Source organism: Massilia sp. TS11, assembly GCF_022012445.1.
Classification (GTDB): domain Bacteria; phylum Pseudomonadota; class Gammaproteobacteria; order Burkholderiales; family Burkholderiaceae_D; genus Telluria.
Map to the genome: position 1 here is coordinate 83431 of NZ_JAKLTS010000006.1, position 23690 is coordinate 107120.

A 23690-nucleotide genomic window follows, 5' to 3' on the forward strand; every position below is an offset into this window, starting at 1 on the left:
CTTGCCCGACAGGTCCAATCGCGCCGATCGCAGGGGACCATTCAGCCGTGGTCTTCCATCCAGGATTTGAAACCGTCGACCCAGCTCTCGGCCTTCAGGTTGTAGCGCTTGCGGATCTGCGCGGCGCGCCGGTACAGCTCGGAGAAATCGACCTGGGGCGCGCGCTTGAAGGCGATCACGATGATGTTGGCGTCATCGACTTCGGGCAGCCAGACGACGGCGTCGAACACGGCCGACATGGCTTCCAGATTCGGCTGGTAGGCGTCGATCTCGCCGAACACATTGGTGGTCATGATGCCGTCCGCCGTCAGGCAGTCGGCACAGGCCTGGTAGAAGGCCTGGTCGCCGAACACTGGCGCGCGCGCGTGTTCGTCGTACAGGTCGACCTGCAGGATGTCGAAGCGGCCGTGCTGGGCCGGGTCCTCCACGAAGGCGCGCGCATCGCGTTCGCGCACGTGCAGGCGGGCGTCGTTGGGCGGCAGGCCGAAGTGCGACTCGCAGATCGCGATCACATTCGGATTGAGTTCGGCCACGTGCACTTCGGCCTGGGGGAACTGGTGGTAGCAGAACTTGGCCAGTGCGCCGCTGCCCAGGCCCAGCTGGGCGATCCGGCGCGGGGCCGGCTGGAACAGCATCCACATCATCATCATCTGGACGTAGGCCAGTTCGATCGCGTCCGGGCGCGCCAGGCGCATCGCGCCCTGGATCCAGGAGGTGCCCAGGTGCAGATACAGCACCCCATGGTCTTCGGTGGTGGTGGCGGGCGGGTAGCCCGGCTGGTCAAAACGGCGTGCGTGCATGCGCCGATGATAGCAGCTCAGGGAATCAGCAGGCTCACGCTCAGGCCGCCGCCGCTGCGGTTGGCCAGCATGATGCGCCCGCCATGGGCCTCGGCGATCTCGCGCGCCAGCGCCAGACCGAGGCCGGTGCCGCTGCGCTTGGTCGAGTAGAAGGGCACCAGTGCATTGGTCAGCACGGCCTCGTTCATGCCGGGGCCGCGGTCGTTGACGTCGATGCGCCACATATCGTGCAGGCGCCGCACCTGCAGGCTGACGGCCTCGGGACGCGAGCCCGATTCGTGCGCGTTCTTCAGCAGATTGAGCAGGGCCTGGGCCAGCTGGGCGGCGTCGAATTCGGCCGCGCCGGCCGGCAGCTCGCCCTCGACCTGGAACGGCATCTGCGCGGCCAGGCCGTCGAGGAAGGGGCCCCAGGCGGTCGGCTGCGGGCGCGGCGTGGGCAGCTTGGCAAAGCGCGCATAGCCGAGGATGAACTGCTCGAGGTGGCGCGTGCGCTCTTCGATGGTGGCGAGGATCTGCGGCAGGCGCTCGGTCTGGCCGCGCCGCACCAGCTCGGCCCCCGAGTGAGCCAGCGAGGTCAAGGGCGCGAGCGAGTTATTCAGCTCGTGGCTGATCACGCGGATCACCTTCTTCCAGGTCTGCACCTCCTGGCGGCGCAGCTCCTGGGTCAGCTGGCGGATCAGCAGCAGTTCGTGCGGGCGCCCGTTCAGGCTGAAGCTGCGCCGCGCCAGGTGGTAGACGTCCTCCTCCTCGCCTTCGCCGGGCGCGGTGAACAGGCCGTCGCTGCCGCGCGCCATGGCCTCCGACAGGGCCGGCGTGGCCTGGGCCAGGATCGCCGCCAGCGTGTGGCCCTCGAGCTTGCGCCCCTTGTGCAGCAGCTCGCGCGCGGCCAGGTTGGCGTAGACGATCACCGGTGCCTGGTCGCGCGTGGGCGGACTCGCCACCAGCAGCATCGCCACCGGCGTGTGCTGGACCATCGTGTCGAGCAGCAGCTCGCGCTGGACCAGCTCGAGGCGCTGCTCGCGCAGCACCCGTCCGAGCGCGTTGTGGGCGGCGACGAGATCGCGCAGTTCGTCGTTCTGGCGCCAGTGCAGGCTGAAGGAAAAATCGCCGTCCTTGTAGCTGGTGACCGTGCCTTCGAGCGCGCGAAACAGCGACAGCATCGGCCGGAACTGGCTGCGCAGCGTGAGAATCGCCAGCGGCAGCACGCCCGTCAGACACAGCACGAACACGGCCGCCGTGTGGCCCGGCCACAGGTGGTCGAGCGCGAGCGCGGCCGCGATGCCGAGTGTGAGCAGGGTGGCCAGCAGGGCCGACCAGCGCGTGATCAGCGACAGGCGGCGCGCCATCAGCGGATGCCGAGGCGCTCCATGCGCCGGTACAGGGCCTGGCGCGACAGCCCGAGTTCGGCCGCGGCCTGGGCCACCACGCCGTGCGCGCGCGCCAGCGCGCCTTCGATGGCGCCGCGATCGAGCTCGCGCTCGCCGCTCGGCGCTGCCACCGGCTGCAGGCCCAGATCGGCCGCGTCGATGGTGTCGCCGCGCGCCAGCAGGCAGGCGCGCGCCATCACGTTTTTCAGCTCGCGCACATTGCCCGGCCAGCCGTGCGCCAGCAGGGTGTGGCGCGCCGCGGCCGACAGCTGCTTACCGGGCGGCAGAAAGCTGCCCGCCAGCGGCAGAATGTCGAGCGGGCGCGCGGCCAGCGGCGGCAGCTTGAGCTCAATGACGTTCAGGCGGTAGTACAGGTCTTCGCGGAAGCTGCCGGCCCGGATCATGGCCGGCAGGTCGGCATTGGTGGCGCTGATCACGCGCACCCGCACCTGCCGTTCGCGGTTCGAGCCGAGCCGCTCGAAGCGGCCGGTTTCGAGCACGCGCAACAGCTTCATCTGGCCGGCCAGCGGCAGGTTGCCGATCTCGTCGAGGAACAGGGTGCCGCCGTCGGCCGCTTCGAATTTGCCTTCGCGCGCCTTGGCCGCGCCGGTGTAGGCGCCGGCGTCGGCGCCGAACAGTTCGGCCTCGATCAGCTCGGACGGCAGGGCGCCGCAATTGAGCACCACGAAGGGGCCGCTGCGCACGTTGGAGTTGGCCTGGATGATGGCGGCGATGCGCTCCTTGCCGGTGCCGTTCGGGCCGGTGATCAGCACCGGCACGTCGGCGCGCGCCACCTGGCAGGCCAGGTTCAGCACGCGCTCGCTGGCCGGATCGGCCCACACCAGGCCGCACAGGTCGAACTCGCGTTCGAGCGCGTGGCGCACCTGCTGCTCGCGCGCGCTGCGTGCGGCCAGCGCGCGGTTGGCCTGACCGAGTTCGATCAGATTGCGCACGGTGGCCAGCAGGCGCCGGTCGTCCCAGGGCTTGGACAGATAATCGGCCGCGCCCAGCTTGATCAGCTCGACCGCCGCATCCAGGTGGGTCCAGGCGGTCAGCAGGATCACCGGCAGATCGGGATGGGCGGCGCGGATCGCGCGGAACAGGGCCGTGCCCTCCGCCCCCGAGGTGGTGTCGGCCGTGAAGTTCATGTCCTGGATGACCAGGTCCACGCTCTGGCGCTGCAGCACGGCCAGCCCGGCTTCGGGCGAGGCCGCGTGGATGGTGGCGATATCGTGCAGCGAAAACAGGACGTCCAGCGCCATCGCCACGGCGGCATTGTCGTCGATGATCAGAATGCTTGGCATGGCTGCAAGCATACCATCATGCTATCAAGTGCTGCGGGTCGCCAGCGCCGGCGAGATCGAGGCCGCACGCCAGGCCGGCCCGTACACGGCCAGCACGCCCAGGCCCCAGAACAGCAGCGCGCCAAACAGCAGATAGGTAAGCGGCAGCGGCGTCATTTCGAGCTGGGCCACCAGCAGCGAATTGAGGCCGATGGCGCCGACCACGCCGGCTGCCACACCCAGGCTGGTGATCAGGAAGTTCTCGGTGATGAAGTAGCGCAGGATGTCGATCTTGCGCGCACCCAGCGCGCGCCGCACCCCGATCTGCTTGCGCCGCTGGGTCACCCAAAGGCTGGCCATGCCGACGATGCCGCTGGCTGTGATCAGCAGCAGCAGGGCCGAGACGGTCACCAGCATCCAGGCCATCGCCATGTCGCTGCGGTAGCGGTCCTTGCGCTCCTGGCTGATGGCGCGCGCGCGCACGATGCTCGGATCATGGCTGGCCTTGCGCAGGGCTTCTTCGGCGTTCTTCATGACGGCGGCCAGGTCGCCCTGGTCGGCGCGCACTGTGTACAGGCTGAAGTTGCCGGCGCCGGTGGCGCGCTGCGGCAGGATCATCGAGAACTCGCCGCGCTCGCTGGTTTCGGCCGCATACGACTGCAGCCGCTCGATCACGCCGACCACGCGCATCGGGCGCGCCTCGTCGCCGGTGCCGTTGAAGAAGGTGCGCCCGACCGCGTCCTGGCCTGGCCACAGCTTCTCGGCCAGGGCGCGCGTGATGATCGCCACCTCGGGCCAGTCGACCGATTTGCTGCGGTCGACGATCTGCACTTCGGACGGCTGGAAGTCGCGCCCGCCCACCAGCTTCAGACCCCAGGTGTCGATCAGCGATTCGGCCGTGTAGTAGTAGGCCACGGTGGCCGTCTCGCGGGTCTGGGTGCGCTCCACGGCGACGCCGGTGTTGGAGCCGCTGAAGGACATCGGAATCTGGCTGACGCTGGCCACCGAGCGCACGCCCGGCACGCCGCGCAGGGCCTCGGCCGCGCGCTGCTGGTTGGCCAGCTGCTCCTCGTGGCCCTGTTCGCGCAAGGTGCGCTGGAAGATCGAAAACACCTGGCCTTCGTTGGCGATGCCGCTCGGGCGCGCCGCCATCGCCTGGCGCAGACTGATGATGTGCACGGCGTTGGACAGGATGGCCAGGCTGATGGCCACCTGCAGGGCCACCAGAATGGCGCCCGTCTTGTTGCGCAGCAGGGCGGAGAAAATCGGTTTGATATCCATGCGGGACCTCACTGGGATTTGAGTTGCAGGGCGGGCGTGACCTGGCAGGCGCGCCAGGTCGGCAGCAGGCCGGCCAGCATGGCCGCCGCGATCGCCATCACAAAGGTCAGGATCAGCATCTGCCAGTCCATGCGCGCCACCACGGCCAGCTCGCGCGAGGCCTGGCCGATCAGGGCCAGCGCGCCGAAAGCCAGGGCCAGGCCGAGCAGGCCGCCGGCCAGGCCGACCACGGCCGTCTCGACCAGGAACTGGCGGAAGATGTCGGCGCGCGCCGCGCCGAGGGCGCGCCGGACCCCGACTTCGGGCGCGCGCACGGAGAACTTGGCCAGCATCAGGCCGATCGCGTTGACCAGGCAGAGCAGCAGGAAGCCGAAGGCCAGCAGGGCCGCCAGGCGGCTGTCATTGCCGGCCACTTTCAGGTGCTCCATCCACTGCATCACGTCGAACAGCTGGTTGGGCGCGGCGCGCTTCATGCGGCCCAGTTTGCGCTGGCTGTCGGCATAGGCGTCGAGCCAGTTCTGCAGCTCGGCGCGGGCGCCGGCCGACTTCATTTCGAACCAGAAGGCGATCCACGTGCATTCGGAATCGAGCAGGCCCTGGTAGCCGGGCTGCACGCGCCCCGAGCAGCTCAGGCTGCCCGAGGGGCGGGCCTGGTGCCGGATCGCGCTCTGGAACGGAATCACGAATTCGTCCTCGCCGCCGAAGGCGCCGGGGCCGCCGATGATGCGGTAGTAGCGCGGCACCGGCAGGAAGTGATCGAGCACGCCGACCACGACGAAATCCTGGTTCATCAGATTGACCTTCTGGCCGACCGGATTGGCGCTGCCGAACAGCTTCTCGGACAGGCCGCGATTGAGCACGATGACGTCGGCGCCGGCCTTGTCCTCGGCCTCGCCCCAGCCCTGGCCGTACTGGAAGGGCGCATCGAACATGCTGAAGAAATCGGCGGTGGCGGCGATGCCGGAGGCGCCGAAGGGGTTCAGGTCGGTGCGCTGCGGGACGATCGGCTTGCTGACGCCGAAAATCGCCGTGCGCCGCTCGCCCATTTTCGAGGCCAGCAGATTGCTCGCATCGTGGAACGACAGCTGGTCGTCCTGGGGCGGATCGCCGGGCGCATAGCCTTCGGGCTGGCCGTTGTCGATCAAGGGCGAGAACAGGCGCTCGCTTTTATGCGGAATCGGATTGCCGCTCATGATGTGCAGGATGGTCAGCGTCGACACGCTGGCGGCCACGCCGACGGCCAGGGTCAGCACCATCAGCGCGGTCAGGGCCGGATTGCGCCGCAGCGAGCGCAGGCCAAGCAGGAAGTAATACTGGAACATGGGCTCTCCTCAGGCCACCAGGGTGGGCGTCTTGCGCACCAGGTCGGACACCTGGCCGTCGATGATGTGGACATTGCGCTGCGAGCGCGCGGCCAGCTCGGGGTCGTGCGTCACCATCAGGATGGTGGTGCCCTCGGCATTGATCTCCTCCAGCAGTTCCATCACGCCGCGCGCCATCTGCGAATCGAGATTCCCGGTCGGTTCGTCGGCCAGCAGCAGCTTGGGGCTGCCGGCCAGGGCGCGCGCGATCGCCACGCGCTGCTGCTGGCCGCCCGACAGTTCAGACGGATAGTGGCGCATGCGCGAGGCCAGGCCGACCTTGGCCAGGGCCTGCTCGATGCGCTCCTTGCGTTCGGCCGCATTGAAGCCGCGGTAGCGCAGCGGCACGTCGACGTTGTCGAACAGGTTTAGGTCGGGGATCAGGTTGAAGCCCTGGAAGATGAAGCCGAGCTTCTCGTTGCGCAGGCGCGAGCGGGCATTGTCGTCCATACCCTTGACGTTGACGCCGTCGAGAATGTATTCGCCGTCGTTGAAGTCTTCCAGCAGGCCGGCGATATTCAGGAAGCTGGTCTTGCCCGAGCCCGAAGGCCCGGTCACGGTCACGAATTCGCCCGGGTTCACGGTGATGTGAAAGCCGCGCAGCGCGTGGGTTTCGATCAGGTGGGTGCGGTAGACTTTGGACAGGTTGGTCATGCGCAGCATGGGGATTCCTTTCATTTGATGAGGGAGATGCGCTCGGCCCGCTCGAAGGCGTCGGTGCCGGCGATGACGATCTTGTCGCCCGGCTTGGCGCCGGACAGGATTTCCACTGCGGTGATGCTGGTGGCGCCCAGCTTGACCGGGGTCTTCACCGCCACCCCGTCCTTCACGATGTAGGCGAAGCGCCCGCCGTCGGCTTCCACGAAGGGACCGCGCGCGACCATCACCACATTCGGTTTTTCTTCAATCAGCAGGCGCGCCGACACGCGCTGGCTCTGGCGCAGGCCGGCCGGCTGCGCGCCGCTGAAGCGGGCGCGTGCCAGCACCTGGTTCTTCACCACTTCGGGCGGCAGCGCGGACAGCTTGGCCATGGCCTTGATGCCGCCGATTTCGACTTCGACGTTCATGCCCAGGCCCATGTCGGCCACATACGATTCGGGCACTTCGAGTTCGACTTCGAGGCGCGACAGATCGACCACCGTCATCAGGGCCGTATTGGCCGGCACCACCGAGCGGTTCTGCACCGACAGCGTGCCGATGAAGCCGTCCACCGGGGCGCGCACCGACAGTTCGTCGACGCGCCGCTGGGCATTTGCCAGGGCGATGCGCTGGCGCGCCAGCGCCTCCTGCTTGGTCTTCAGTTCGAGCGCCACGTCGTCGCTTTCCAGGCTGGCCGCATTGCGCGCGTGGGCGGCGCGGATCTCGGCCGACTTGAGCGCGTCCTTGGCCTTCTGGTAGTCGATCTTGGCGATGATGCCCTCGTTGGCCACGGCCTCGTAGCGCTCGAGCGTGCGCTGGGCCGAGGTGCGCTCGATTTCGGCGGTGTCGGCCTCCTTCTGGGCCAGCAGCTTCTGCTTGCGCGCCAGGATCTGCTGGCGCGCCACTTCGGCTTCGAGCTGGTTGGTGGTGGCCTGCTCGCGTTTCAGCGCTTCGCTCAGGTCGGGCGCGTCGAGCACGGCCAGCAGGTCGCCCTTCTTGACGGTGTCGCCGGCCGCCACCTTCAGCGTCACGGTGGACGGGGCGGTCGCATACAGGGTCGGGCTGACGGCGGCCACGATGCGGCCATTGACCTGGGCGTCGCGCACCAGGGTGCCGCGCCCGACTTCGGCGATGCGCAGGCGGCTGCTGGCGACCGACAGTTCGCCGGCGCGCCAGCCGCTGAGCAGGAAGGCCAGGCCGGCGGCCCCGGCCAGGGCGGCGCCGATCAGCAGCAGGCGCTTGCGGCGTGCGGCGCGCGGATCGGCCGCCAGCACGGTGTCTTGATGCGAGGTGTCACGGATCATGGTGGTCCACGTGAAAAGAAAACGTGGACGTTTATGCAAACGCCGTGCCAGCGCTAAGTGCTTGATTTTTCAAGACTGGGGACTGTCCGCTCCTGTCCGCGCGGACAGCGTCCGTGTCCGCTCAGCGGACGTCCGGACGGCGCCCGCGCCAGGCCTGCAGCAGGCGCAGCGCGCCGTACAGCAGGGCCAGCACGGCTGGCCAGGCCAGGTAGGCCGGCCACAGGGCCGCCGTGTAGCCCGGCGGCAGATGCAGCTGGCCGCTGTCGGCATCGAACACCGGCTGGGCGCCGTAGCGCAGCGCGAAGTAGGCATTCGCCAGCAGGTGCACCAGGGCGATATGGCTGGCATACAGCAGCAGCGGATGGCGGCCGAACAGGGTCAGCACGGGCAGGGGCGGCAGCCGTTCGAACCAGGCCAGCAGGGCCAGCGCGATGGCCAGCGTCAGGCACAGGTAGAGCAGCGAGGGCGGGTACTTCTGCAGATTCACGAAGGCCATCAGGTCGTACATCGGGCCCAGGCCGGTGGGGGCGTAGCGCTGCGGGTCGCCATAGACATGGGTCAGGCGCAGCGCCAGGAACACGGCCAGCAGGCCGGTCGCCAGCCCGAGCAGCAGGCGCTGGCGGCGCGCCGCCGTCCAGGCGAACACCGGGCCGAGCGTGTAGCCGAGCGCGATCAGGCCCAGCCAGGGCATCAGCGGATACACGAACACGATGCCGAAGTGGGCCCCGAGCGGGTAGTAGCCGCCCAGGTGCCAGGCGCGCCAGAACAGGTCGGGCGTGGTCCAGGCGTCGAACAGATTGTGGGGCAGGATCAGCAGGGCGCCGATGGCGCCGATCAGCCAGCGCGGCAGCTGCAGCAGCACGGACAGGAAGATCATGCCGGCGCCGAGCGCGAACAGCACCTGCAGGATGATCACCTGGTAGGCGAACTGCCAGCAGAAGCTGATCCAGGTGGCCTCCAGCAGCAGCAGCAGGAAGCCGCGCGTGGCCAGATAGCGCGCCAGCTCGATGCTGCCGCAGCGCTGCCCGCGCAGCCAGGCGGCGCAGCCGGCCAGCAGCACGAAGGTGGGTGCGCACAGGTGGGTGATCCAGCGGGTCCAGAACAGGGCAGGGCTGGTGTGGGCCAGGTCGGTCGGGTCGATCGCGCTGGGCGTGAAGTAGTCGCGCACATGGTCGAGCACCATCAATACGATCACCAGCCCGCGCAGCGTGTCGATCGCCGTCAGGCGCGCGCTTGTCGCCATCCACCCCTCCCGTGCCCGCGCGCGCCGGGGGCGCTGGCCTTAGTCTTGTTTGGCGGGCTTGTCTTTGTCGATCACTTCCCGGCAGTCGCCCTTGAATACCGCGTTATCGTAATTCGTCCAGCCGTAGCTGTCGACTACCCGTTTGTGCGGCTTGAAGGCGGGGCTGACGATCGACCAGTCGAGCCGTTCACCCGGGTAGCGGATGTCGGCCAGGTCGAGCAGGGTGTGGAACACGTTCTCGGTGGCCAGGCGCGCCTTCTGGTGGCGTTGCAGCTGTTCGATCTTGTCCGGGTAGCGGCTCTGGTAGGCGTCCGAGTACCAGACGAAGCCGGGGATGTGGAACTCGTACTGGGTATTGTGGCCGTGGAAGGCCAGATTGCAGCTGTTGTCGTACAGGGTCTGGCCGTGGTCGGCCACGAACAGCAGCACGCTGCTGACCGGCGCGCTCTTGAGCTGGCCGATCACCTGGCTGAGGAACCAGTCGGTGTAGCGGATCGAATTGTCGTAGCTGTTATTGAGCTGCGGCTTGATCTTGGTGTCCGTGTAGACCGGCTTGTCGACCCCGTACAGCGAGGGCTGCCACTTGTCGAATTCCTTCGGATAGCGGTGGCTGTAGTTCCAGTGGTTGCCGAGCGTGTGCAGCACCACCAGCTTTTTCGGCGCCGGGTCCTTGAGGGCGATGCGCAGGGGCTCGAACAGCACGCTGTCGAAATTGCTGGCATTGGTGAAGCCGCCCAGATTCAGGAACTGCACCACGTCGGCTTCGCGCGCGAACACCGACACCGGGGTGTCGAACTGGCCGAAGGAGATCTGGTTGGACAGCCAGAAGGTCTTGAAGCCGGCTTCCTTGTAGGCCGTCAGCACGGATTTTTCCGAGAAGCCGTCCTTCAGGCTCTGGTGGGCCGGCTTGCGCGAAATGATGACCGGCACCGACAGGCGCGTGGCCGACACCGGCGTGATCAGGTCGGGGAAGCTGACCAGATTGCTCTCCTGGCGCAGCAGCGGATTGGTGTCGCGGCTGTAGCCGTTCAGGCTCCAGCGGTCGTAGCGCGAGGATTCGCCGATCACCAGCAGCACCACCTGGGGCGCGTCGCCGGCCGCGCCCGGGTGGGCGCCGAAGCGGAAGGCGGCGCTGCGCGCGCCCAGTTCGGCCAGGTATTTGCGCTCATTGTAGAAGTCGACCCCGCGCGCGACCAGGCCGAACGGCCAGCTCTGGGCATAGGCGTCGAAGTCGAACGGCAGGCGCCAGCGGTAGGGCAGGGGCTTCCAGCTCAGGCTGGTCTTGTGGGCACCCTCGATTTCGGCCTCGTCCTTGGGCAGGCTGGCGTCCTCGTCGTCCTCGCTGGCGCTGGCACTGGCGCTCACGCTGGCGCTCGGGCGCGGTTTCGGATCGGCCCCGAACTCCCAGCTGTAGGCGAGCACGGCGGCGCCGGCCGCCAGCAGCCCCAGCGCGACCCAGCGCGAGGCGTCGTTCCAGTCGAGCTCGCGGGTGCGGCGCGCTAGGCGCAAGGTCAGCCACCACCAGGCGACGACGCCGATCATCACGGCGATCAGCAGCCACACCTTACTGCCGAGGAACTCCATCGCCTCCTTCGGGTTGGTCTCGGCGATGATGCCCAGGTGGTGGGTCGAGATGCCCTGGCCGTAGAAGACGAACAGGTAGATTTCGGTCGGCAGCGCGATAAAGGCCGGGATCAGCAGCCAGTGGAACCAGGCCGGGCGCTTGAACACGGCCCAGACCGCGATCCAGGCCAGCAGTTCGATGCCCAGCACCTGGGCTGGACGGTCCATCGGTTTGCCCAGAAACACCATGGGCACGAAGGGCACCAGGGACAGCAGCAGGTAGGACAGCAGAATGGCCAGGTTGGCCGGGCGCAGCAGGAAACGCATGGCGGTCGGGCGGGACGGAAAATCGCGTATTGTATATCGGCAGCTTGGCGCGGGGACCTTTGGCCGGCAGTTGTGTTTGTGGGACGACAGCCAAGCACGGCGACGGCGGGGAGACCAGCGGGAAGATTGACGACAATTAGTGTATGGACAGATTGCTAGGCTGAATGCCCCTTTCACCTGGAGCATGGCCATGGCTTACGATCTTTTCCAATCGACTTTTCTGATGAGCTGGGCGGCGAATGACATCGCCGACGCCAGCGGCAGCGCGCAGGCGCTCACCGATCTGCTCAGCGTCGCCCTGAGCGGCGGCACCGCCCCGAACGGCAGCAGCTGGCCGGGTTTTTTTGCCAACACCCGCAGCCAGCTGGTGGCCGATGACTTCAATGTCAGCTGGGGTCCCAGAGTCTGCCTCGCCGCCAATCAGAGCAGCGGCTACGCCGCCAATGCCATGTATGTCGCCTACAGCCCCTCGCTGAACACCTATGTGGTGGCGATCGCGGCCACCAATCCCGATTCCGTATATGACTGGATCGACGAGGACGGCGACGTCGCGCCCGAGTACATGGCGCCGTTCCCGGTGCCGGTGCCCTTCGTGCGCAGCGCCCACCTGCCGCCGCTGCCCGAGGTGCCCCATGTGTCGGCCGCGACGGCCCTGGGCATCAGCAATCTGATGCAGATGAGTTCGGGCAGCCAGAGCCTGCTGGCTTACCTGCAGTCGCGCGACCCGAGCGGGGCCAGCCTGATCTTCACCGGGCACAGCCTGGCCGGCGCTTTGTCGCCGACGCTGGCCCTGCAGATCTGGACGGCCCTGAGCGCGGCCGGCAGCCCGTGGCAGGCCAGCCAGATCAAGGTGCTGCCGACGGCCGGGGCCACGCCGGGCAACCTCGGCTTCGCTGCCAGCTTCCGCGAGCGCTTCCCGGCCACGCCGGGCGGGACCCAGACTCCCGCCTATGCCAACTGGAATGTTGACCATTGGAACCAGGCTGACATCGTGCCGTACGCCTGGAATCTGCTGGGCAACACCATCAGCGCCAACCTGGACTCGACAACCTACGATTCCATCTACGGCGTGATGGAGGCGCCGATCGGCAGCCCCTTCAATGACGCGGTCGCGGCCGCCATCGTGCTGGCCACGCCGGGTTTCTACACCCGCATCAGCGACGCCCTGGCCTATCCGGCCTTCAGTGTGGCGGCCGGCTATTACCAATGGACCCAGAACAGCGACGGCAGCTTCGCCTATCCGCCCGTGTGGACGGCGCTGCCGACCTATGACCTGAGCAATCCGATCACCACGGCGGACCAGCTCGGCCTGCAGTTCTATGCCGGCCACATCGACGAATACCTGAGCTACTTCAATGTGGCGCCGCCGCCGAAAATGCCGAAAGCCGCGCCCAGCCAGGGCTGAGCCAGCGGCGCCCCCGCTCCGTGGCATGCCGAAAGCGATTGACCTTGACGCCAATCAGGGCTATACTCGCCGGTTCTCGGAATTGTCCCGTGCATGCGCACCGACGCCCTGAGACTGGTTTACCGCCCCCGGTTCCCACGGATCGGGTTATTAACTCTTGTTGGATTTATAACGATGCCAACCATCAATCAACTGATTCGCAAGCCGCGCGTTGCTGCGGTTGTGAAGAGCAAGTCGCCGGCGCTGGAAAACAGCCCGCAAAAGCGTGGCGTGTGTACCCGTGTGTACACCACCACCCCGAAGAAGCCGAACTCGGCACTTCGTAAAGTCGCCAAAGTGCGTCTGACCAACGGTTTCGAAGTCATTTCGTACATCGGCGGTGAAGGCCACAACCTGCAAGAGCACAGCGTCGTCCTGATCCGCGGCGGCCGTGTGAAAGACTTGCCGGGTGTGCGTTACCACATGGTGCGCGGCGCCCTCGATACCCAAGGCGTGAAAGACCGTAAGCAGGCCCGTTCGAAGTACGGCGCCAAGCGTGCGAAGCAAGCCAAGAAGTAATTTTTACTCACTGAGTTGAAGCAGTTGTGATAACTGAGTAAGTGGCCGGTCCTGATGGCCGTCCGCGAGCGCGATGAAGACACGCTCAACTGAAGAAAGGAATTAACATGCCACGTCGTCGTGAAGTCCCCAAGCGCGAGATCCTGCCCGATCCGAAATTCGGTAGCACCGATGTCGCCAAATTCGTGAACGTTCTGATGCTGTCCGGTAAGAAATCGGTCGCTGAACAGATCATTTACGGTGCTTTCGAGCACATCAAAGCCAAGTCCGGCAAAGACCCGATCGAAGTGTTCACCGCTGCGCTGAACAACTGCAAACCCCTGGTCGAAGTCAAATCGCGTCGCGTGGGCGGCGCCAATTACCAGGTGCCGGTCGAAGTGCGTCCGGTGCGTCGTACCGCACTGTCGATGCGCTGGCTGCGCGAAGCTGCCAACAAGCGCAGCGAAAAATCGATGGATCTGCGCCTCGGCGGCGAGCTGATGGAAGCGGCCGAAGGCCGTGGCGGCGCCATGAAGAAGCGCGACGAAGTCCACCGCATGGCTGAAGCGAACCGCGCGTTCTCGCACTTCCGCTTCTAATCGCAGGTCAGCCCGCCCTGCGCGGGCAACCGTAAGAAGCCGGACACATTCTTTCGTTAGAATGGCGTCCGGTTTTTGACCATTCAAAGTTTAGGAAAAATCATGGCACGCACTACCCCCATTGAGCGCTACCGCAATATCGGTATCTCCGCTCACATTGACGCCGGTAAAACGACGACCACCGAGCGCATCCTGTACTACACCGGCGTGAACCACAAAATCGGTGAAGTGCACGACGGCGCCGCCACCATGGACTGGATGGAGCAGGAACAAGAGCGTGGTATCACCATCACCTCGGCTGCCACCACCTGCTTCTGGAAAGGCATGGCCAACAACTTCCCGGCCCACCGTCTGAACATCATCGACACCCCGGGCCACGTCGACTTCACCATCGAGGTGGAGCGTTCGATGCGCGTGCTCGACGGCGCCTGCATGGTCTACTGCGCCGTGGGTGGCGTGCAGCCGCAGTCGGAAACCGTGTGGCGTCAGGCCAACAAGTACAAGGTGCCGCGTCTGGCCTTCGTGAACAAGATGGACCGTACCGGCGCCAACTTCTTCAAGGTCTATGAGCAGATGCGTGCCCGCCTGAAGGCCAACCCGATCCCCATCCAGATCCCGATCGGCGCCGAAGACAACTTCGTCGGCGTGGTCGACCTGGTCAAGATGCAGGCCATCTACTGGGACGACGCCTCGCAGGGCATGAAATTCGACTACAAGGATATCCCGGCTGAACTGCTCGAGTCCGCCAAAGAATGGCGCGAGAAGATGGTCGAGGCCGCCGCCGAGTCGTCGGAAGAGCTGATGAACAAGTATCTGGAAGAAGGCGATCTGCCGGAAGCCGATCTGAAGAAGGCCCTGCGCGAGCGCACCATCGCCTCGGAGATCGTGCCGATGATGTGCGGTACCGCATTCAAGAACAAGGGCGTGCAGGCCATGCTCGACGCCGTGATCGAATACCTGCCGTCGCCGATCGACATTCCGCCGGTGAAAGGCACCGACGAGGACGACCAGCCGGCCGAGCGTAAAGCTTCGGACGACGAGAAGTTCTCGGCGCTGGCCTTCAAGATCATGACCGACCCGTTCGTCGGCCAGCTGATCTTCTTCCGCGTCTACTCGGGCGTGATTAACTCGGGCGACACCGTGTTCAACCCGATCAAGAACAAGAAAGAGCGCGTCGGCCGTATTCTGCAGATGCACGCCAACCAGCGCGAAGAGATCAAGGAAGTGCGCGCCGGCGACATCGCCGCTGCCGTCGGCCTGAAGGAAGCGACCACCGGTGAAACCCTGTGCGATCCGTCCTCGCCGATCATCCTGGAAAAGATGGAGTTCCCGGAACCCGTGATTCAGCAGGCCGTCGAGCCGAAGACCAAGGGCGACCAGGAAAAAATGGGCCTGGCCCTGAACCGTCTGGCACAGGAAGACCCGTCGTTCCGCGTGAAGACCGACGAAGAGTCGGGCCAGACCATCATCGGTGGTATGGGCGAGCTGCACCTGGAAATTATCGTCGACCGCATGAAGCGCGAATTCGGCGTCGAAGCGACCGTCGGCAAGCCCCAGGTGGCCTACCGTGAAACGATCCGCAAGACCGTCACCGACGTCGAAGGCAAGTTCGTCAAGCAGTCGGGCGGCCGCGGTCAGTACGGTCACGCCGTGATCACCATCGAACCGCAGGAGCCGGGCAAAGGCTTCGAGTTCGTCGACGCCATCAAGGGCGGCGTGGTGCCGCGCGAGTACATCCCGGCGGTGGAAAAAGGTATCCGCGATACCCTGTCCTCGGGCGTGCTGGCGGGCTACCCGGTGGTGGACGTGAAAGTCACCCTGACCTTCGGTTCCTACCACGACGTGGACTCGAACGAAAACGCGTTCCGCATGGCCGGCTCGATGGCATTCAAGGATGGCTGCAAACGCGCCAACCCGGTCATCCTCGAGCCGATGATGGCGGTGGAAGTGGAAACCCCGGAAGACTACGCCGGTAACGTGATGGGCGACCTGTCGTCCCGCCGCGGCATGGTCCAGGGCATGGACGAAATCCCGGGCGGCGGCGGCAAGATCATCCGCGCTGAAGTGCCGCTGTCGGAAATGTTCGGCTACTCGACCACGCTGCGTTCGGCCACCCAGGGCCGCGCCACCTACACGATGGAATTCAAGCACTATTCGGAAGCACCGAAACACGTGATTGACGCCATCGTGACGGCCAAAGCCAAGTAATTCATGCAAACACCGGTGCCCGGCCACAAGCCGGGCGCCTTTTGAACTGATAAAGGAAGATTTAAAATGGCAAAAGAAAAATTCGAGCGGACTAAACCGCACGTGAACGTCGGTACCATCGGCCACGTCGACCACGGCAAAACCACCCTGACCGCCGCCATCGCTACCGTGCTGTCGAAGAAATTCGGCGGTGAAGCCAAGGCCTACGACCAGATCGACGCCGCACCGGAAGAAAAAGCCCGCGGTATTACCATCAACACCGCCCACGTCGAGTACGAGACGGCCAACCGCCACTACGCCCACGTGGACTGCCCGGGCCACGCCGACTACATCAAGAACATGATCACCGGCGCTGCCCAGATGGACGGCGCGATCCTGGTGGTGTCGGCCGCTGACGGCCCGATGCCGCAGACCCGCGAGCACATCCTGCTGGCCCGTCAGGTGGGCGTGCCCTACATCATCGTGTTCCTGAACAAGTGCGACCTGGTCGACGACGCCGAGCTGCTCGAGCTGGTCGAAATGGAAGTGCGCGAGCTGCTGTCGAAGTACGAATTCCCGGGCGACGATCTGCCCATCATCAAGGGTTCGGCTCGTATGGCGCTGGACGGCGCCGCTGGCGAACTGGGCGAAGACTGCATCCTGAAGCTGGCCGAAGCCCTGGACAGCTACATCCCGACGCCGGAACGTGCCGTGGACGGCGCCTTCCTGATGCCGGTGGAAGACGTGTTCTCGATCTCGGGCCGCGGTACCGTGGTGACCGGTCGTGTTGAGCGCGGCATCATCAAGGTCGGCGAAGAGATCGAAATCGTCGGTATCAAGGACACCGTGAAGACGACCGTGACCGGCGTCGAAATGTTCCGCAAGCTGCTGGACCAGGGTCAAGCTGGCGACAACGTCGGCCTGCTGCTGCGCGGCACCAAGCGTGAAGACGTCGAGCGTGGCCAGGTGCTGGCCAAGCCGGGTTCGATCAAGCCGTTCTCGCACTTCACCGGCGAAATCTACGTGCTGTCGAAAGACGAAGGTGGCCGTCACACCCCGTTCTTCAACAACTACCGTCCGCAGTTCTACTTCCGTACGACGGACGTGACCGGCTCGATCGAGCTGCCGGCCGACAAAGAAATGGTGATGCCGGGCGATAACGTCTCGATCACCGTGAAGCTGATCACCCCGATCGCGATGGAAGAAGGTCTGCGCTTCGCTATCCGCGAAGGCGGCCGTACCGTCGGCGCCGGCGTGGTGGCCAAGATCATCGCCTAAGCGCGGATCTGCAGTACAAAAAATGCCGGCCTGCGGGCCGGCATTTTTTTTGCCCCGCGCCACCCCTCCTTTCCCCCTAAACAAATCGGGGTCAGACCCCATTTATCCAGCGATCAAGTTCCGCCGCCCGCGGGCTTGCCCGCCAGATAAATGGGGTCTGACCCCGATTTATCTTGGGGGAAAGGTGGGGTGGAATTTGTACGTTAAGAAAGATTTCAGATGACGCTCTGGGCGGCATTGGCGAGCATGCCTGTTTTTCCTGACGCGAGAGCCTCCGATGCGCCATCTGCCGATTGCCTGCCTGTCCCTGCTGCTGTGCGCCTGTAGCGGCGGCGGCGGCCCTGCCGCGACGCCCGCGCCGACGCCGGTGCCGAGCCCCACGCCGAGCCCGGCACCCACGCCGGCGCCGGGCACGCCGGACGTCAGCTGGTCGCGCTGGAGCCCGACGGTGGTGCCCGAAGACCAGGCCAGCCCGGTGCTGTTCGAAGCGGCGCTGGCCGGCGTCAGCGGTGACGTGGTGCTCGAAACCCTGTCCGGCGACTTCGCCCTGCGCGACGATGGCCGCGAAGGCGATGCCGTGGCTGGCGACGGCATCTGGAGTGTGCGCCTGAGCCCGGCCGTGGTGCTGCGCCAGTACAGCGCCAAATGGGTCCAGCATCCGCCGGTCGGCCAGCTGCGCCTGGGCAGCTCGGCGTTGCGCTTCAATGTGTTCGCCGAGATCTGGTCGCCGGCGATCGGCCTGGTGCCGGTGCGTAAGCTGGCCGAGGACATGCAGGAGACTGACTACGTGGTCAATCTGGCCGTCAGCCCGGGCACGCTGCGCGACAGCGATGTGCGGCCGCTGGCGCGGCGCTTCTATGCCAGCTATCCGGACCAGTATGACTTCCTGAACGTGGTGCTGATCGCCGGGCCGCGCGGCAACCGCAGCCACAGCATCATCAAGAATACGACCAAGGGCATCGGCTTCGGCATGATGGACGAGAGCGCGAGCTTCGGCAGCGCCGGCCGCCTGCAGGGCTGGTCGCGCTTTCCGCTCTCGGCCGGTTTCGACGGCGGCGGAAAAGCCGTGCTGCACGAGACCGGCCACCAGTGGATCCAGTACATGGACAGCCCGGAGCTGGCCCAGGCGCGCCCCCACTATCCGGCCGGCTCGCTGGCGGCGAATGTGATGGGCTTCAGTCTGCCGCCGGGCAATCAGGGCGGCGAGTACCTGTATGCGTTCACGCGCGCGGCCGGCGGCTGGCAGGTCGGCACGGCCGATCCGCTGCAGGGCACGCGCTTCAATACGATGGAGTTGTACATGATGGGCCTGCTAAGCGCGGCCGAAGTCGGTGAATTCTTTGCGCTCAAGAATCCGACCCAGGCGCTGCAGCCGGGCGACTTCCTGCCCGACGCGGCCGTGACGCCGGTGCGCATCAATGATCTGGTGGCGCGCTACGGGGCGCGCGATCCGGCCGTCGGCAAGGCGCAGACGGCATTCCGGATGGCGACCCTGATCGTGTCCGAGCAGCTGCTCGATCAGCGCGCGCTCAGCCTGTACGACTGGCTGGCGCGGCGCGCCGAGGCGCGTGAGGTGCAGGACTGCGCCGACGGCTTCGCGGCCGGGCGCTGCCTGCCCTGGTTTGCCGCCACGGGCGGACGCTCGACCTTGAGCGCCCGCCTGCGCTGAGCGGGCGGGTTAGAACACGCCGCAGACGATGCGGGCGCCGCCGCCGCCGAGCATGGCCGGATGATCGGCATGGTTGTCGCCGCCCGCATGGATCATCAGGCTGCGGCCCTTGAGATCGGCCAGCTTCAGGCGCGGCGCCAGCACCGGCTGGCTGGCATTGCCGTTCGCGTCGACGTACAGGGCGGGCAGGTCGCCCAGGTGGCCGTCGCCCCAGGGCAGGCCATGCTTCTTGCTGGCGGCCGGATCGAGGTGGCCGCCGGCGCCGAGCGCGGCGGTCTTCTTGCCGTCCTTGTCGGCGGCGTCGCAGCTCGGGTTTTCATGCACGTGGAAACCATGCAGACCGGCCGGCAGACCGCTCAGATTGGGCGTGAACACCAGGCCGTGCGCGTTCTCGCTGACCAGCACGGTGCCGGCCGCTTTGACGACGCCGGCTTCGTTGACGATGTTCATGTTCACGCTCAGTTCGGCGGCGTGGGCCGTGAGCGCGGCCAGGCTGAGGGCGGCGATCAGTGCGGTACGGGTCATGGTGTCTCCTAAAAGTTGAGTGCAGGGCAATATAGCTGCGGATGCAAGCAAAGGAAAGGGTTTTTTTTGGAAAAAAAGCGTGCTAGAATATCGTCCTTTGTGTGCCCGGCGTCCGCGCTGCACACTTTCATGCCGCCGTCTCTTTCCGAGCGGCGGATCGTTCTTTGAAAAGGAAATGACCATGTCCACCCCGAATCAAAAAATCCGCATTCGCCTGAAGGCTTTCGACTACAAACTGATCGACCAGTCCGCTCTGGAAATCGTCGACACCGCCAAGCGCACCGGCGCTGTGGTCAAAGGCCCCGTGCCCCTGCCGACCCGTATTCAGCGTTTCGACGTGCTGCGTTCCCCGCACGTCAACAAGACCTCGCGCGACCAGTTCGAGATCCGCACCCACCAGCGTCTGATGGACATCGTCGATCCGACCGACAAGACCGTGGACGCCCTGATGAAGCTGGATCTGCCGGCTGGCGTCGACGTCGAAATCAAACTGCAGTAAACACAAGGGCGGCCTGCGCCGCCTTCGGCAAGAAAACCGGGCCCGCGCCCGGTTTTTTTTCGCCTGAATTTCCCTATTTGCCTAAGGGACAATTGACTTTCGCGAATTGCAATTCCACAATCGCCGTTATTATTTGACAACAATAACCTGAGCGATGCGAGACACAGCAATTCCTTGGCGCCTGCTGGGCCTGCTCACCCTGGTGTTTCTGGTGGTCTGGCTGATGCCAGACGATGGCTCCCCGCACGATAGCCCCTTCTTGTTCCCGGTCTCGGTGCACACCCTGTGCGAGCTGGTCGCCGTCATCATCGCTCTGCTGATCTTCGCCGTGTCCTGGCATTCGTACGGGGCGACCCATGCCGGTAATGTGCTGCTGCTGGCCTGCGGCTTTCTGGCGGCCGGCCTGTTCGACACCGGCCATATGCTGTCCTACCGCGGCATGCCCGACTGGGTGACGCCGGCCTCGCCGAACAAGGCGATCAACTTCTGGCTGATGGCGCGCTACAGCGCCGCCGCCACCCTGCTGCTGGTGGCGCTGCGCCCGTGGCAGCCGTATCCGCACCGGGCCGGGCGCTATCTGGCGCTGGGTGCGGTCCTGCTGCTGGTCGTGGGCGGCACCCTGTCGGTACTGCTGGCGCCGCACTGGTGGCCGGTGATGTTCATCGACGGCCAGGGCCAGACCGCAATCAAGCTGCTGCTCGAGGGCGGGGCGGTCATGCTGATGGCGGCCGCGGCCATGGCTTATCTGCGCCAGGCGCGCAGCGGCGACAGCGGCCATGACATGCCAGCCCTGCTGTTCTCGGCCACGCTGATGATCATCCTGTCCGAGCTCAGCCTGATGCTGTACTCGCATGTCAACGACCTGTTCAGCCTGGTGGGCCACCTGTACAAGGCGCTCGCCTACTTCTTCATCTACCGCGCCGTGTTCGTCACCACCGTGCGCGCGCCCTACCAGCGCCTGCAGGTCGAAGTCTCGGAGCGCAAGCAGGCCGAGAACCGCGCCGCCTACCTGGCCTATCACGATGCGCTGACCGAACTGCCGAACCGCCTGCTGCTGCGCGACCGCGCCGAGCTGGCGATCGGGCGGGCGGCGCGCACGCGCGGGCATGTGGTGCTGGCCTATGTCGACCTCGACCACTTCAAGACGGTCAATGATTCGCTCGGCCACGAGCGCGGCGACCAATTGCTGCGCCTGGCCGCGCGCCGCTTCCAGCAGCATGTGCGCAGCGTCGACACCCTGAGCCGCATGGGCGGTGACGAGTTCGCTGTGATCCTGCCCGATCTGCTCGCGCCCGAGCAGGCCATGCCGGTGCTGGGGCGCCTGCTCGAGGTGCTGTCCGAACCGTATGATCTGGGCGGCGAACGGGCCGTGGTGTCGGCCTCGATGGGCATCGCTGTGTATCCCGAGGACGGGCGCGATTTCGACACCCTGCTCAAGCGCGCCGACATGGCCATGTACCGCGCCAAGGCGGCCGGGCGCAATACCTACCGCTTCTACGACGAGCAGATGAACAGCGAGGCCAGCGAGCAGCTGGCCATCAGCAATGGCCTGCGCGATGCGCTCACGCGCGGCGACTTCGAGATCCACTATCAGCCGCAGTTCGATCTGGCCAGCGGACGCCTGGAAGCGGCCGAAGCCCTGATCCGCTGGCGCCTGCCGAATGGCGAACTGGTGCCGCCGCTGCGCTTCATTCCGGTGGCCGAGGATACGGCCCTGATCGTGCCGATTGGCGCCTGGCTGGTCGAGCAGGTGTGCCAGCAGGCGATGGCCTGGCAGCGCGCCGGGCTGGGCGCGCTGCGCATTGCCGTCAATTTGTCGGCCGTGCAGTTTGCGCGGCCTGGCCTGGTCGAGATGATCAAAGGCGCGCTGGCGCGCAGCGGCCTCGATCCGGCCCTGCTCGAACTCGAGCTGACCGAGTCGATCCTGATCCGCGACACCGACCATGTGCTCGACACCGTGCGCCAGCTGAAGGCGCTCGGCCTGACCCTGGCCGTGGACGACTTCGGCACCGGCTACTCGAGCCTGCAGTATCTGCGCCGCTTCGCGGTCGACCGGCTGAAGATCGACAAGAGCTTCGTGGCCGATCTGGCCGTCAGCGCTGATGCGGTGGCGATCGTGCGCGCCGTGATCGACATGGCGCGCAGCCTCGGGCTGCGCACGATTGCCGAAGGGGTGGAAAGCGGCGCCATCGCCGAGCGCCTGCGCGCACTCGGCTGCGACGAGGCGCAGGGGTATTTTTACGCGCGCCCGCTGCCGCCGGACCAGTTCGCGGCCTTCGTGCGCGCGCACGCCGCCTGAGTCAGAAGCGGCCGTGCAGGCCGAGGCGCCAGCCCTGCCAGTCGACCCCGCCCACGCGGCTCAGGCCGCCATAGCCGACCCGGGCGCTCAGCTGCGGGCTGAACGCATAGCCCAGGCCCAGCTGCCAGGCGGCGCCGACCCCGCTGTGGGTGACGGGTACGATCTCGGGCGGGCGGTCGACGGCGATGCCGCTATTGTCCCAGCGCTGCTGATGCACGCGCATCCAGGCCGCGCCGGCCTGGCCATGCACGGACAGATTGCCGCTCAGCGGCAGGCTGGCTTCGACGCCCAGACGCAGCGCGCGCACGTGGTTGTCGAGCGCGACATCGCGGCAGCCGATCATGCCGCAGGCGCGCTTGATGCTGCGCGCGCGCCCCAGATCTTCGAGCGCGCCGACCAGCTGCCAGTGCGGCGCCAGCGCCAGACCGGCCTGGATCGCCAGCCCCTCGCCGCTGGCGCGCTCCTGGCCATTGAGGGTGACCGGCAGGACCTGGCTGCGCAGGCTGTAATGGGAATCGGTGCGGCCGTGCAGGACATCGACACCGAGCGACAGGTCGCTGGCCTGGGCCGTGGCGCACAGGGCGCCGGCCGCCAGCAGCAGGGAACGGATCAACATGGCATCTCTCTCGCAAGGAAATAGCGCCAGTGTAGACAGGCGCGGCGCGCCTGTCTGTCCTGAGTTTGTCGCAGCCGGGCGCGCGCTTACAGCAGGCCGAGTTCGGCGTCGCTGGCGTTGTGGCCGTACTTGTCGCGCGGCGGCATCGGGCGCGCGCGCCAGTCGGGCGCGAAGGTGAAGGTCGAGACGCTGCGCCCCGGCACCATCTTGCCATTGCCATAGCCCTTGGAGGCGTCGTAGTAGGACTTGATGATCTGTTCGCGCGTGACCTGCTGGACGGCCGGATGGCTGACGCAGGCGGCGCGCCAGGCGGCCACGCGCGCGTAGGCGGGCGCGTCGGGCAGCACGAAGTCCTCGTAGTACTCGAGGAACCAGAAGCGCATCAGCAGCGGCGTGAACACCGCCTCGGCCCAGCCGAATTCGTCGAACAGGAAAGTGCGCTCGGGCGCATGGGTCATCAGGAATTCGTTGATGCGCGCGAACTGCATGAGCATGCGGTCGTGGCAGGCCTGGCGCTGGGCCGGGTCCTGGTTGAGCAGGTATTTGAAGCCGGCCTCGGTGAATTCGCCTTCCATCCGCACCAGCATGTTCTCGAGCGCGCGCTCATACGGATCGGCGCGCCGCACCGGACGCGCCGGCAGCAGGTCCTCGAGGTATTGCATGATGACCAGGCTTTCCTTGATGATGCGGCCGTCGCTGGTTTCGAGCACCGGCATGGCGGTCGTGCCATGCGTCTTTTCGAGCAGCCACAGGGGGCGCGGCTGGGTGATGTCGACGATGTCGAAATGGACCTGGTCGTGCAGGCCCTTGAGGGTCAGCACAATCTCGAGGCGCTGGCAGAACGGACAGACAGGGACGTGATAGATAGTCAGCATGGCCGCGGCGGATTCTGGTCAAAAGTGAAACCT

At 66.2% G+C, this 23690-nt stretch carries 20 protein-coding genes; 8 read left to right on the top strand and 12 right to left on the bottom strand.

Annotated elements, in window-relative coordinates; all coding sequences use genetic code 11:
• Positions 1–41: 41 nt before the first annotated feature.
• From LZ005_RS10865 to LZ005_RS10905, 9 genes are all read right to left on the bottom strand, one after another.
• Positions 42–800 (bottom strand): fused MFS/spermidine synthase, encoded by a 759-nt coding sequence (locus LZ005_RS10865; RefSeq protein ID WP_237808071.1) that lies wholly within the window; start codon positions 798–800, stop codon positions 42–44.
• 17 nt (positions 801–817) lie between these two features.
• Positions 818–2146, bottom strand: coding sequence for a PAS domain-containing sensor histidine kinase (locus LZ005_RS10870; RefSeq protein WP_237808072.1), 1329 nt, complete (start codon positions 2144–2146; stop codon positions 818–820).
• Positions 2146–3471 carry a sigma-54 dependent transcriptional regulator gene (locus tag LZ005_RS10875; RefSeq protein ID WP_237808073.1) on the bottom strand — a complete coding sequence of 442 codons (1326 nt, stop codon included), beginning with the start codon at positions 3469–3471 and terminating at the stop codon, positions 2146–2148. Before LZ005_RS10875 ends, LZ005_RS10870 begins: the two co-directional genes overlap by 1 nt.
• Before the next feature lie 24 nt (positions 3472–3495).
• The gene (locus LZ005_RS10880) at positions 3496–4731 is read right to left on the bottom strand and encodes an ABC transporter permease (protein ID WP_237808074.1); all 1236 of its coding nucleotides are present in this window, start codon (positions 4729–4731) and stop codon (positions 3496–3498) included.
• Positions 4732–4739: 8 nt separating this feature from the next.
• A complete protein-coding gene (locus tag LZ005_RS10885) occupies positions 4740–6053 on the bottom strand; it encodes an ABC transporter permease (protein WP_237808075.1) in 1314 nt (437 codons plus the stop codon).
• A 9-nt stretch (positions 6054–6062) separates the two neighbouring features.
• Positions 6063–6755 carry an ABC transporter ATP-binding protein gene (locus tag LZ005_RS10890; RefSeq protein WP_237808076.1) on the bottom strand — a complete coding sequence of 231 codons (693 nt, stop codon included), beginning with the start codon at positions 6753–6755 and terminating at the stop codon, positions 6063–6065.
• Between the two features lie 11 nt (positions 6756–6766).
• The gene (locus tag LZ005_RS10895) at positions 6767–8035 is read right to left on the bottom strand and encodes an efflux RND transporter periplasmic adaptor subunit (protein ID WP_237808077.1); all 1269 of its coding nucleotides are present in this window, start codon (positions 8033–8035) and stop codon (positions 6767–6769) included.
• 121 nt (positions 8036–8156) lie between these two features.
• Positions 8157–9278 (bottom strand): DUF1624 domain-containing protein, encoded by a 1122-nt coding sequence (locus tag LZ005_RS10900; protein ID WP_237808078.1) that lies wholly within the window; start codon positions 9276–9278, stop codon positions 8157–8159.
• Between the two features lie 39 nt (positions 9279–9317).
• The gene (locus LZ005_RS10905; protein WP_237808079.1) at positions 9318–11168 is read right to left on the bottom strand and encodes a phosphoethanolamine transferase; all 1851 of its coding nucleotides are present in this window, start codon (positions 11166–11168) and stop codon (positions 9318–9320) included.
• A gap of 190 nt (positions 11169–11358) precedes the next feature.
• On the opposite strand from LZ005_RS10905, the gene LZ005_RS10910 reads away from it, so the two are divergent.
• The 6 genes from LZ005_RS10910 to LZ005_RS10935 all read left to right on the top strand — a co-directional run bounded on the left by LZ005_RS10910 (position 11359) and on the right by LZ005_RS10935 (position 18843).
• Entirely contained in the window at positions 11359–12573 is a 1215-nt protein-coding gene (locus tag LZ005_RS10910) for a hypothetical protein (protein WP_237808080.1), read from the top strand.
• Between the two features lie 174 nt (positions 12574–12747).
• The gene (gene rpsL, locus LZ005_RS10915; protein WP_237808081.1) at positions 12748–13131 is read left to right on the top strand and encodes a 30S ribosomal protein S12; all 384 of its coding nucleotides are present in this window, start codon (positions 12748–12750) and stop codon (positions 13129–13131) included.
• A gap of 107 nt (positions 13132–13238) precedes the next feature.
• On the top strand, positions 13239–13709 hold the full coding sequence (gene rpsG / locus LZ005_RS10920) for a 30S ribosomal protein S7 (protein ID WP_237808082.1): 471 nt from the start codon (positions 13239–13241) through the stop codon (positions 13707–13709).
• Positions 13710–13811: 102 nt separating this feature from the next.
• Complete coding sequence (fusA, locus tag LZ005_RS10925; protein WP_237808083.1) at positions 13812–15917, top strand: elongation factor G; 2106 nt, start codon at positions 13812–13814, stop codon at positions 15915–15917.
• Between the two features lie 66 nt (positions 15918–15983).
• The gene (gene tuf, locus LZ005_RS10930; protein WP_237807968.1) at positions 15984–17174 is read left to right on the top strand and encodes an elongation factor Tu; all 1191 of its coding nucleotides are present in this window, start codon (positions 15984–15986) and stop codon (positions 17172–17174) included.
• 277 nt (positions 17175–17451) lie between these two features.
• The gene (locus LZ005_RS10935; RefSeq protein WP_237808319.1) at positions 17452–18843 is read left to right on the top strand and encodes a choice-of-anchor X domain-containing protein; all 1392 of its coding nucleotides are present in this window, start codon (positions 17452–17454) and stop codon (positions 18841–18843) included.
• A gap of 9 nt (positions 18844–18852) precedes the next feature.
• Here LZ005_RS10935 and sodC read toward each other — a convergent pair whose 3' ends face one another.
• Complete coding sequence (sodC, locus tag LZ005_RS10940; protein ID WP_237808084.1) at positions 18853–19368, bottom strand: superoxide dismutase [Cu-Zn] SodC; 516 nt, start codon at positions 19366–19368, stop codon at positions 18853–18855.
• A 181-nt stretch (positions 19369–19549) separates the two neighbouring features.
• Here sodC and rpsJ point away from each other — a divergent pair, with 181 nt between their 5' ends.
• A complete protein-coding gene (gene rpsJ, locus LZ005_RS10945) occupies positions 19550–19867 on the top strand; it encodes a 30S ribosomal protein S10 (protein WP_130186563.1) in 318 nt (105 codons plus the stop codon).
• A 154-nt stretch (positions 19868–20021) separates the two neighbouring features.
• A complete protein-coding gene (locus LZ005_RS10950) occupies positions 20022–22166 on the top strand; it encodes a bifunctional diguanylate cyclase/phosphodiesterase (RefSeq protein ID WP_237808085.1) in 2145 nt (714 codons plus the stop codon).
• A gap of 1 nt (position 22167) precedes the next feature.
• Here LZ005_RS10950 and LZ005_RS10955 read toward each other — a convergent pair whose 3' ends face one another.
• A complete protein-coding gene (locus LZ005_RS10955) occupies positions 22168–22782 on the bottom strand; it encodes an outer membrane protein (protein WP_237808086.1) in 615 nt (204 codons plus the stop codon).
• A gap of 86 nt (positions 22783–22868) precedes the next feature.
• Positions 22869–23657, bottom strand: coding sequence for a glutathione S-transferase family protein (locus tag LZ005_RS10960; protein ID WP_237808087.1), 789 nt, complete (start codon positions 23655–23657; stop codon positions 22869–22871).
• Between the last annotated feature and the right edge of the window lie 33 nt (positions 23658–23690).

Bases quoted from the DNA above. Each gene is read 5' to 3' on its own strand.
- LZ005_RS10865 (WP_237808071.1), bottom strand. From the start codon at position 800: ATGCACGCACGCCGTTTTGACCAGCCGGGCTACCCGCCCGCCACCACC.
- LZ005_RS10870 (WP_237808072.1), bottom strand. From the start codon at position 2,146: ATGGCGCGCCGCCTGTCGCTGATCACGCGCTGGTCGGCCCTGCTGGCC.
- LZ005_RS10875 (WP_237808073.1), bottom strand. From the start codon at position 3,471: ATGCCAAGCATTCTGATCATCGACGACAATGCCGCCGTGGCGATGGCG.
- LZ005_RS10880 (WP_237808074.1), bottom strand. From the start codon at position 4,731: ATGGATATCAAACCGATTTTCTCCGCCCTGCTGCGCAACAAGACGGGC.
- LZ005_RS10885 (WP_237808075.1), bottom strand. From the start codon at position 6,053: ATGTTCCAGTATTACTTCCTGCTTGGCCTGCGCTCGCTGCGGCGCAAT.
- LZ005_RS10890 (WP_237808076.1), bottom strand. From the start codon at position 6,755: ATGCTGCGCATGACCAACCTGTCCAAAGTCTACCGCACCCACCTGATC.
- LZ005_RS10895 (WP_237808077.1), bottom strand. From the start codon at position 8,035: ATGATCCGTGACACCTCGCATCAAGACACCGTGCTGGCGGCCGATCCG.
- LZ005_RS10900 (WP_237808078.1), bottom strand. From the start codon at position 9,278: ATGGCGACAAGCGCGCGCCTGACGGCGATCGACACGCTGCGCGGGCTG.
- LZ005_RS10905 (WP_237808079.1), bottom strand. From the start codon at position 11,168: ATGCGTTTCCTGCTGCGCCCGGCCAACCTGGCCATTCTGCTGTCCTAC.
- LZ005_RS10910 (WP_237808080.1), top strand. From the start codon at position 11,359: ATGGCTTACGATCTTTTCCAATCGACTTTTCTGATGAGCTGGGCGGCG.
- rpsL (WP_237808081.1), top strand. From the start codon at position 12,748: ATGCCAACCATCAATCAACTGATTCGCAAGCCGCGCGTTGCTGCGGTT.
- rpsG (WP_237808082.1), top strand. From the start codon at position 13,239: ATGCCACGTCGTCGTGAAGTCCCCAAGCGCGAGATCCTGCCCGATCCG.
- fusA (WP_237808083.1), top strand. From the start codon at position 13,812: ATGGCACGCACTACCCCCATTGAGCGCTACCGCAATATCGGTATCTCC.
- tuf (WP_237807968.1), top strand. From the start codon at position 15,984: ATGGCAAAAGAAAAATTCGAGCGGACTAAACCGCACGTGAACGTCGGT.
- LZ005_RS10935 (WP_237808319.1), top strand. From the start codon at position 17,452: ATGCGCCATCTGCCGATTGCCTGCCTGTCCCTGCTGCTGTGCGCCTGT.
- sodC (WP_237808084.1), bottom strand. From the start codon at position 19,368: ATGACCCGTACCGCACTGATCGCCGCCCTCAGCCTGGCCGCGCTCACG.
- rpsJ (WP_130186563.1), top strand. From the start codon at position 19,550: ATGTCCACCCCGAATCAAAAAATCCGCATTCGCCTGAAGGCTTTCGAC.
- LZ005_RS10950 (WP_237808085.1), top strand. From the start codon at position 20,022: ATGCGAGACACAGCAATTCCTTGGCGCCTGCTGGGCCTGCTCACCCTG.
- LZ005_RS10955 (WP_237808086.1), bottom strand. From the start codon at position 22,782: ATGTTGATCCGTTCCCTGCTGCTGGCGGCCGGCGCCCTGTGCGCCACG.
- LZ005_RS10960 (WP_237808087.1), bottom strand. From the start codon at position 23,657: ATGCTGACTATCTATCACGTCCCTGTCTGTCCGTTCTGCCAGCGCCTC.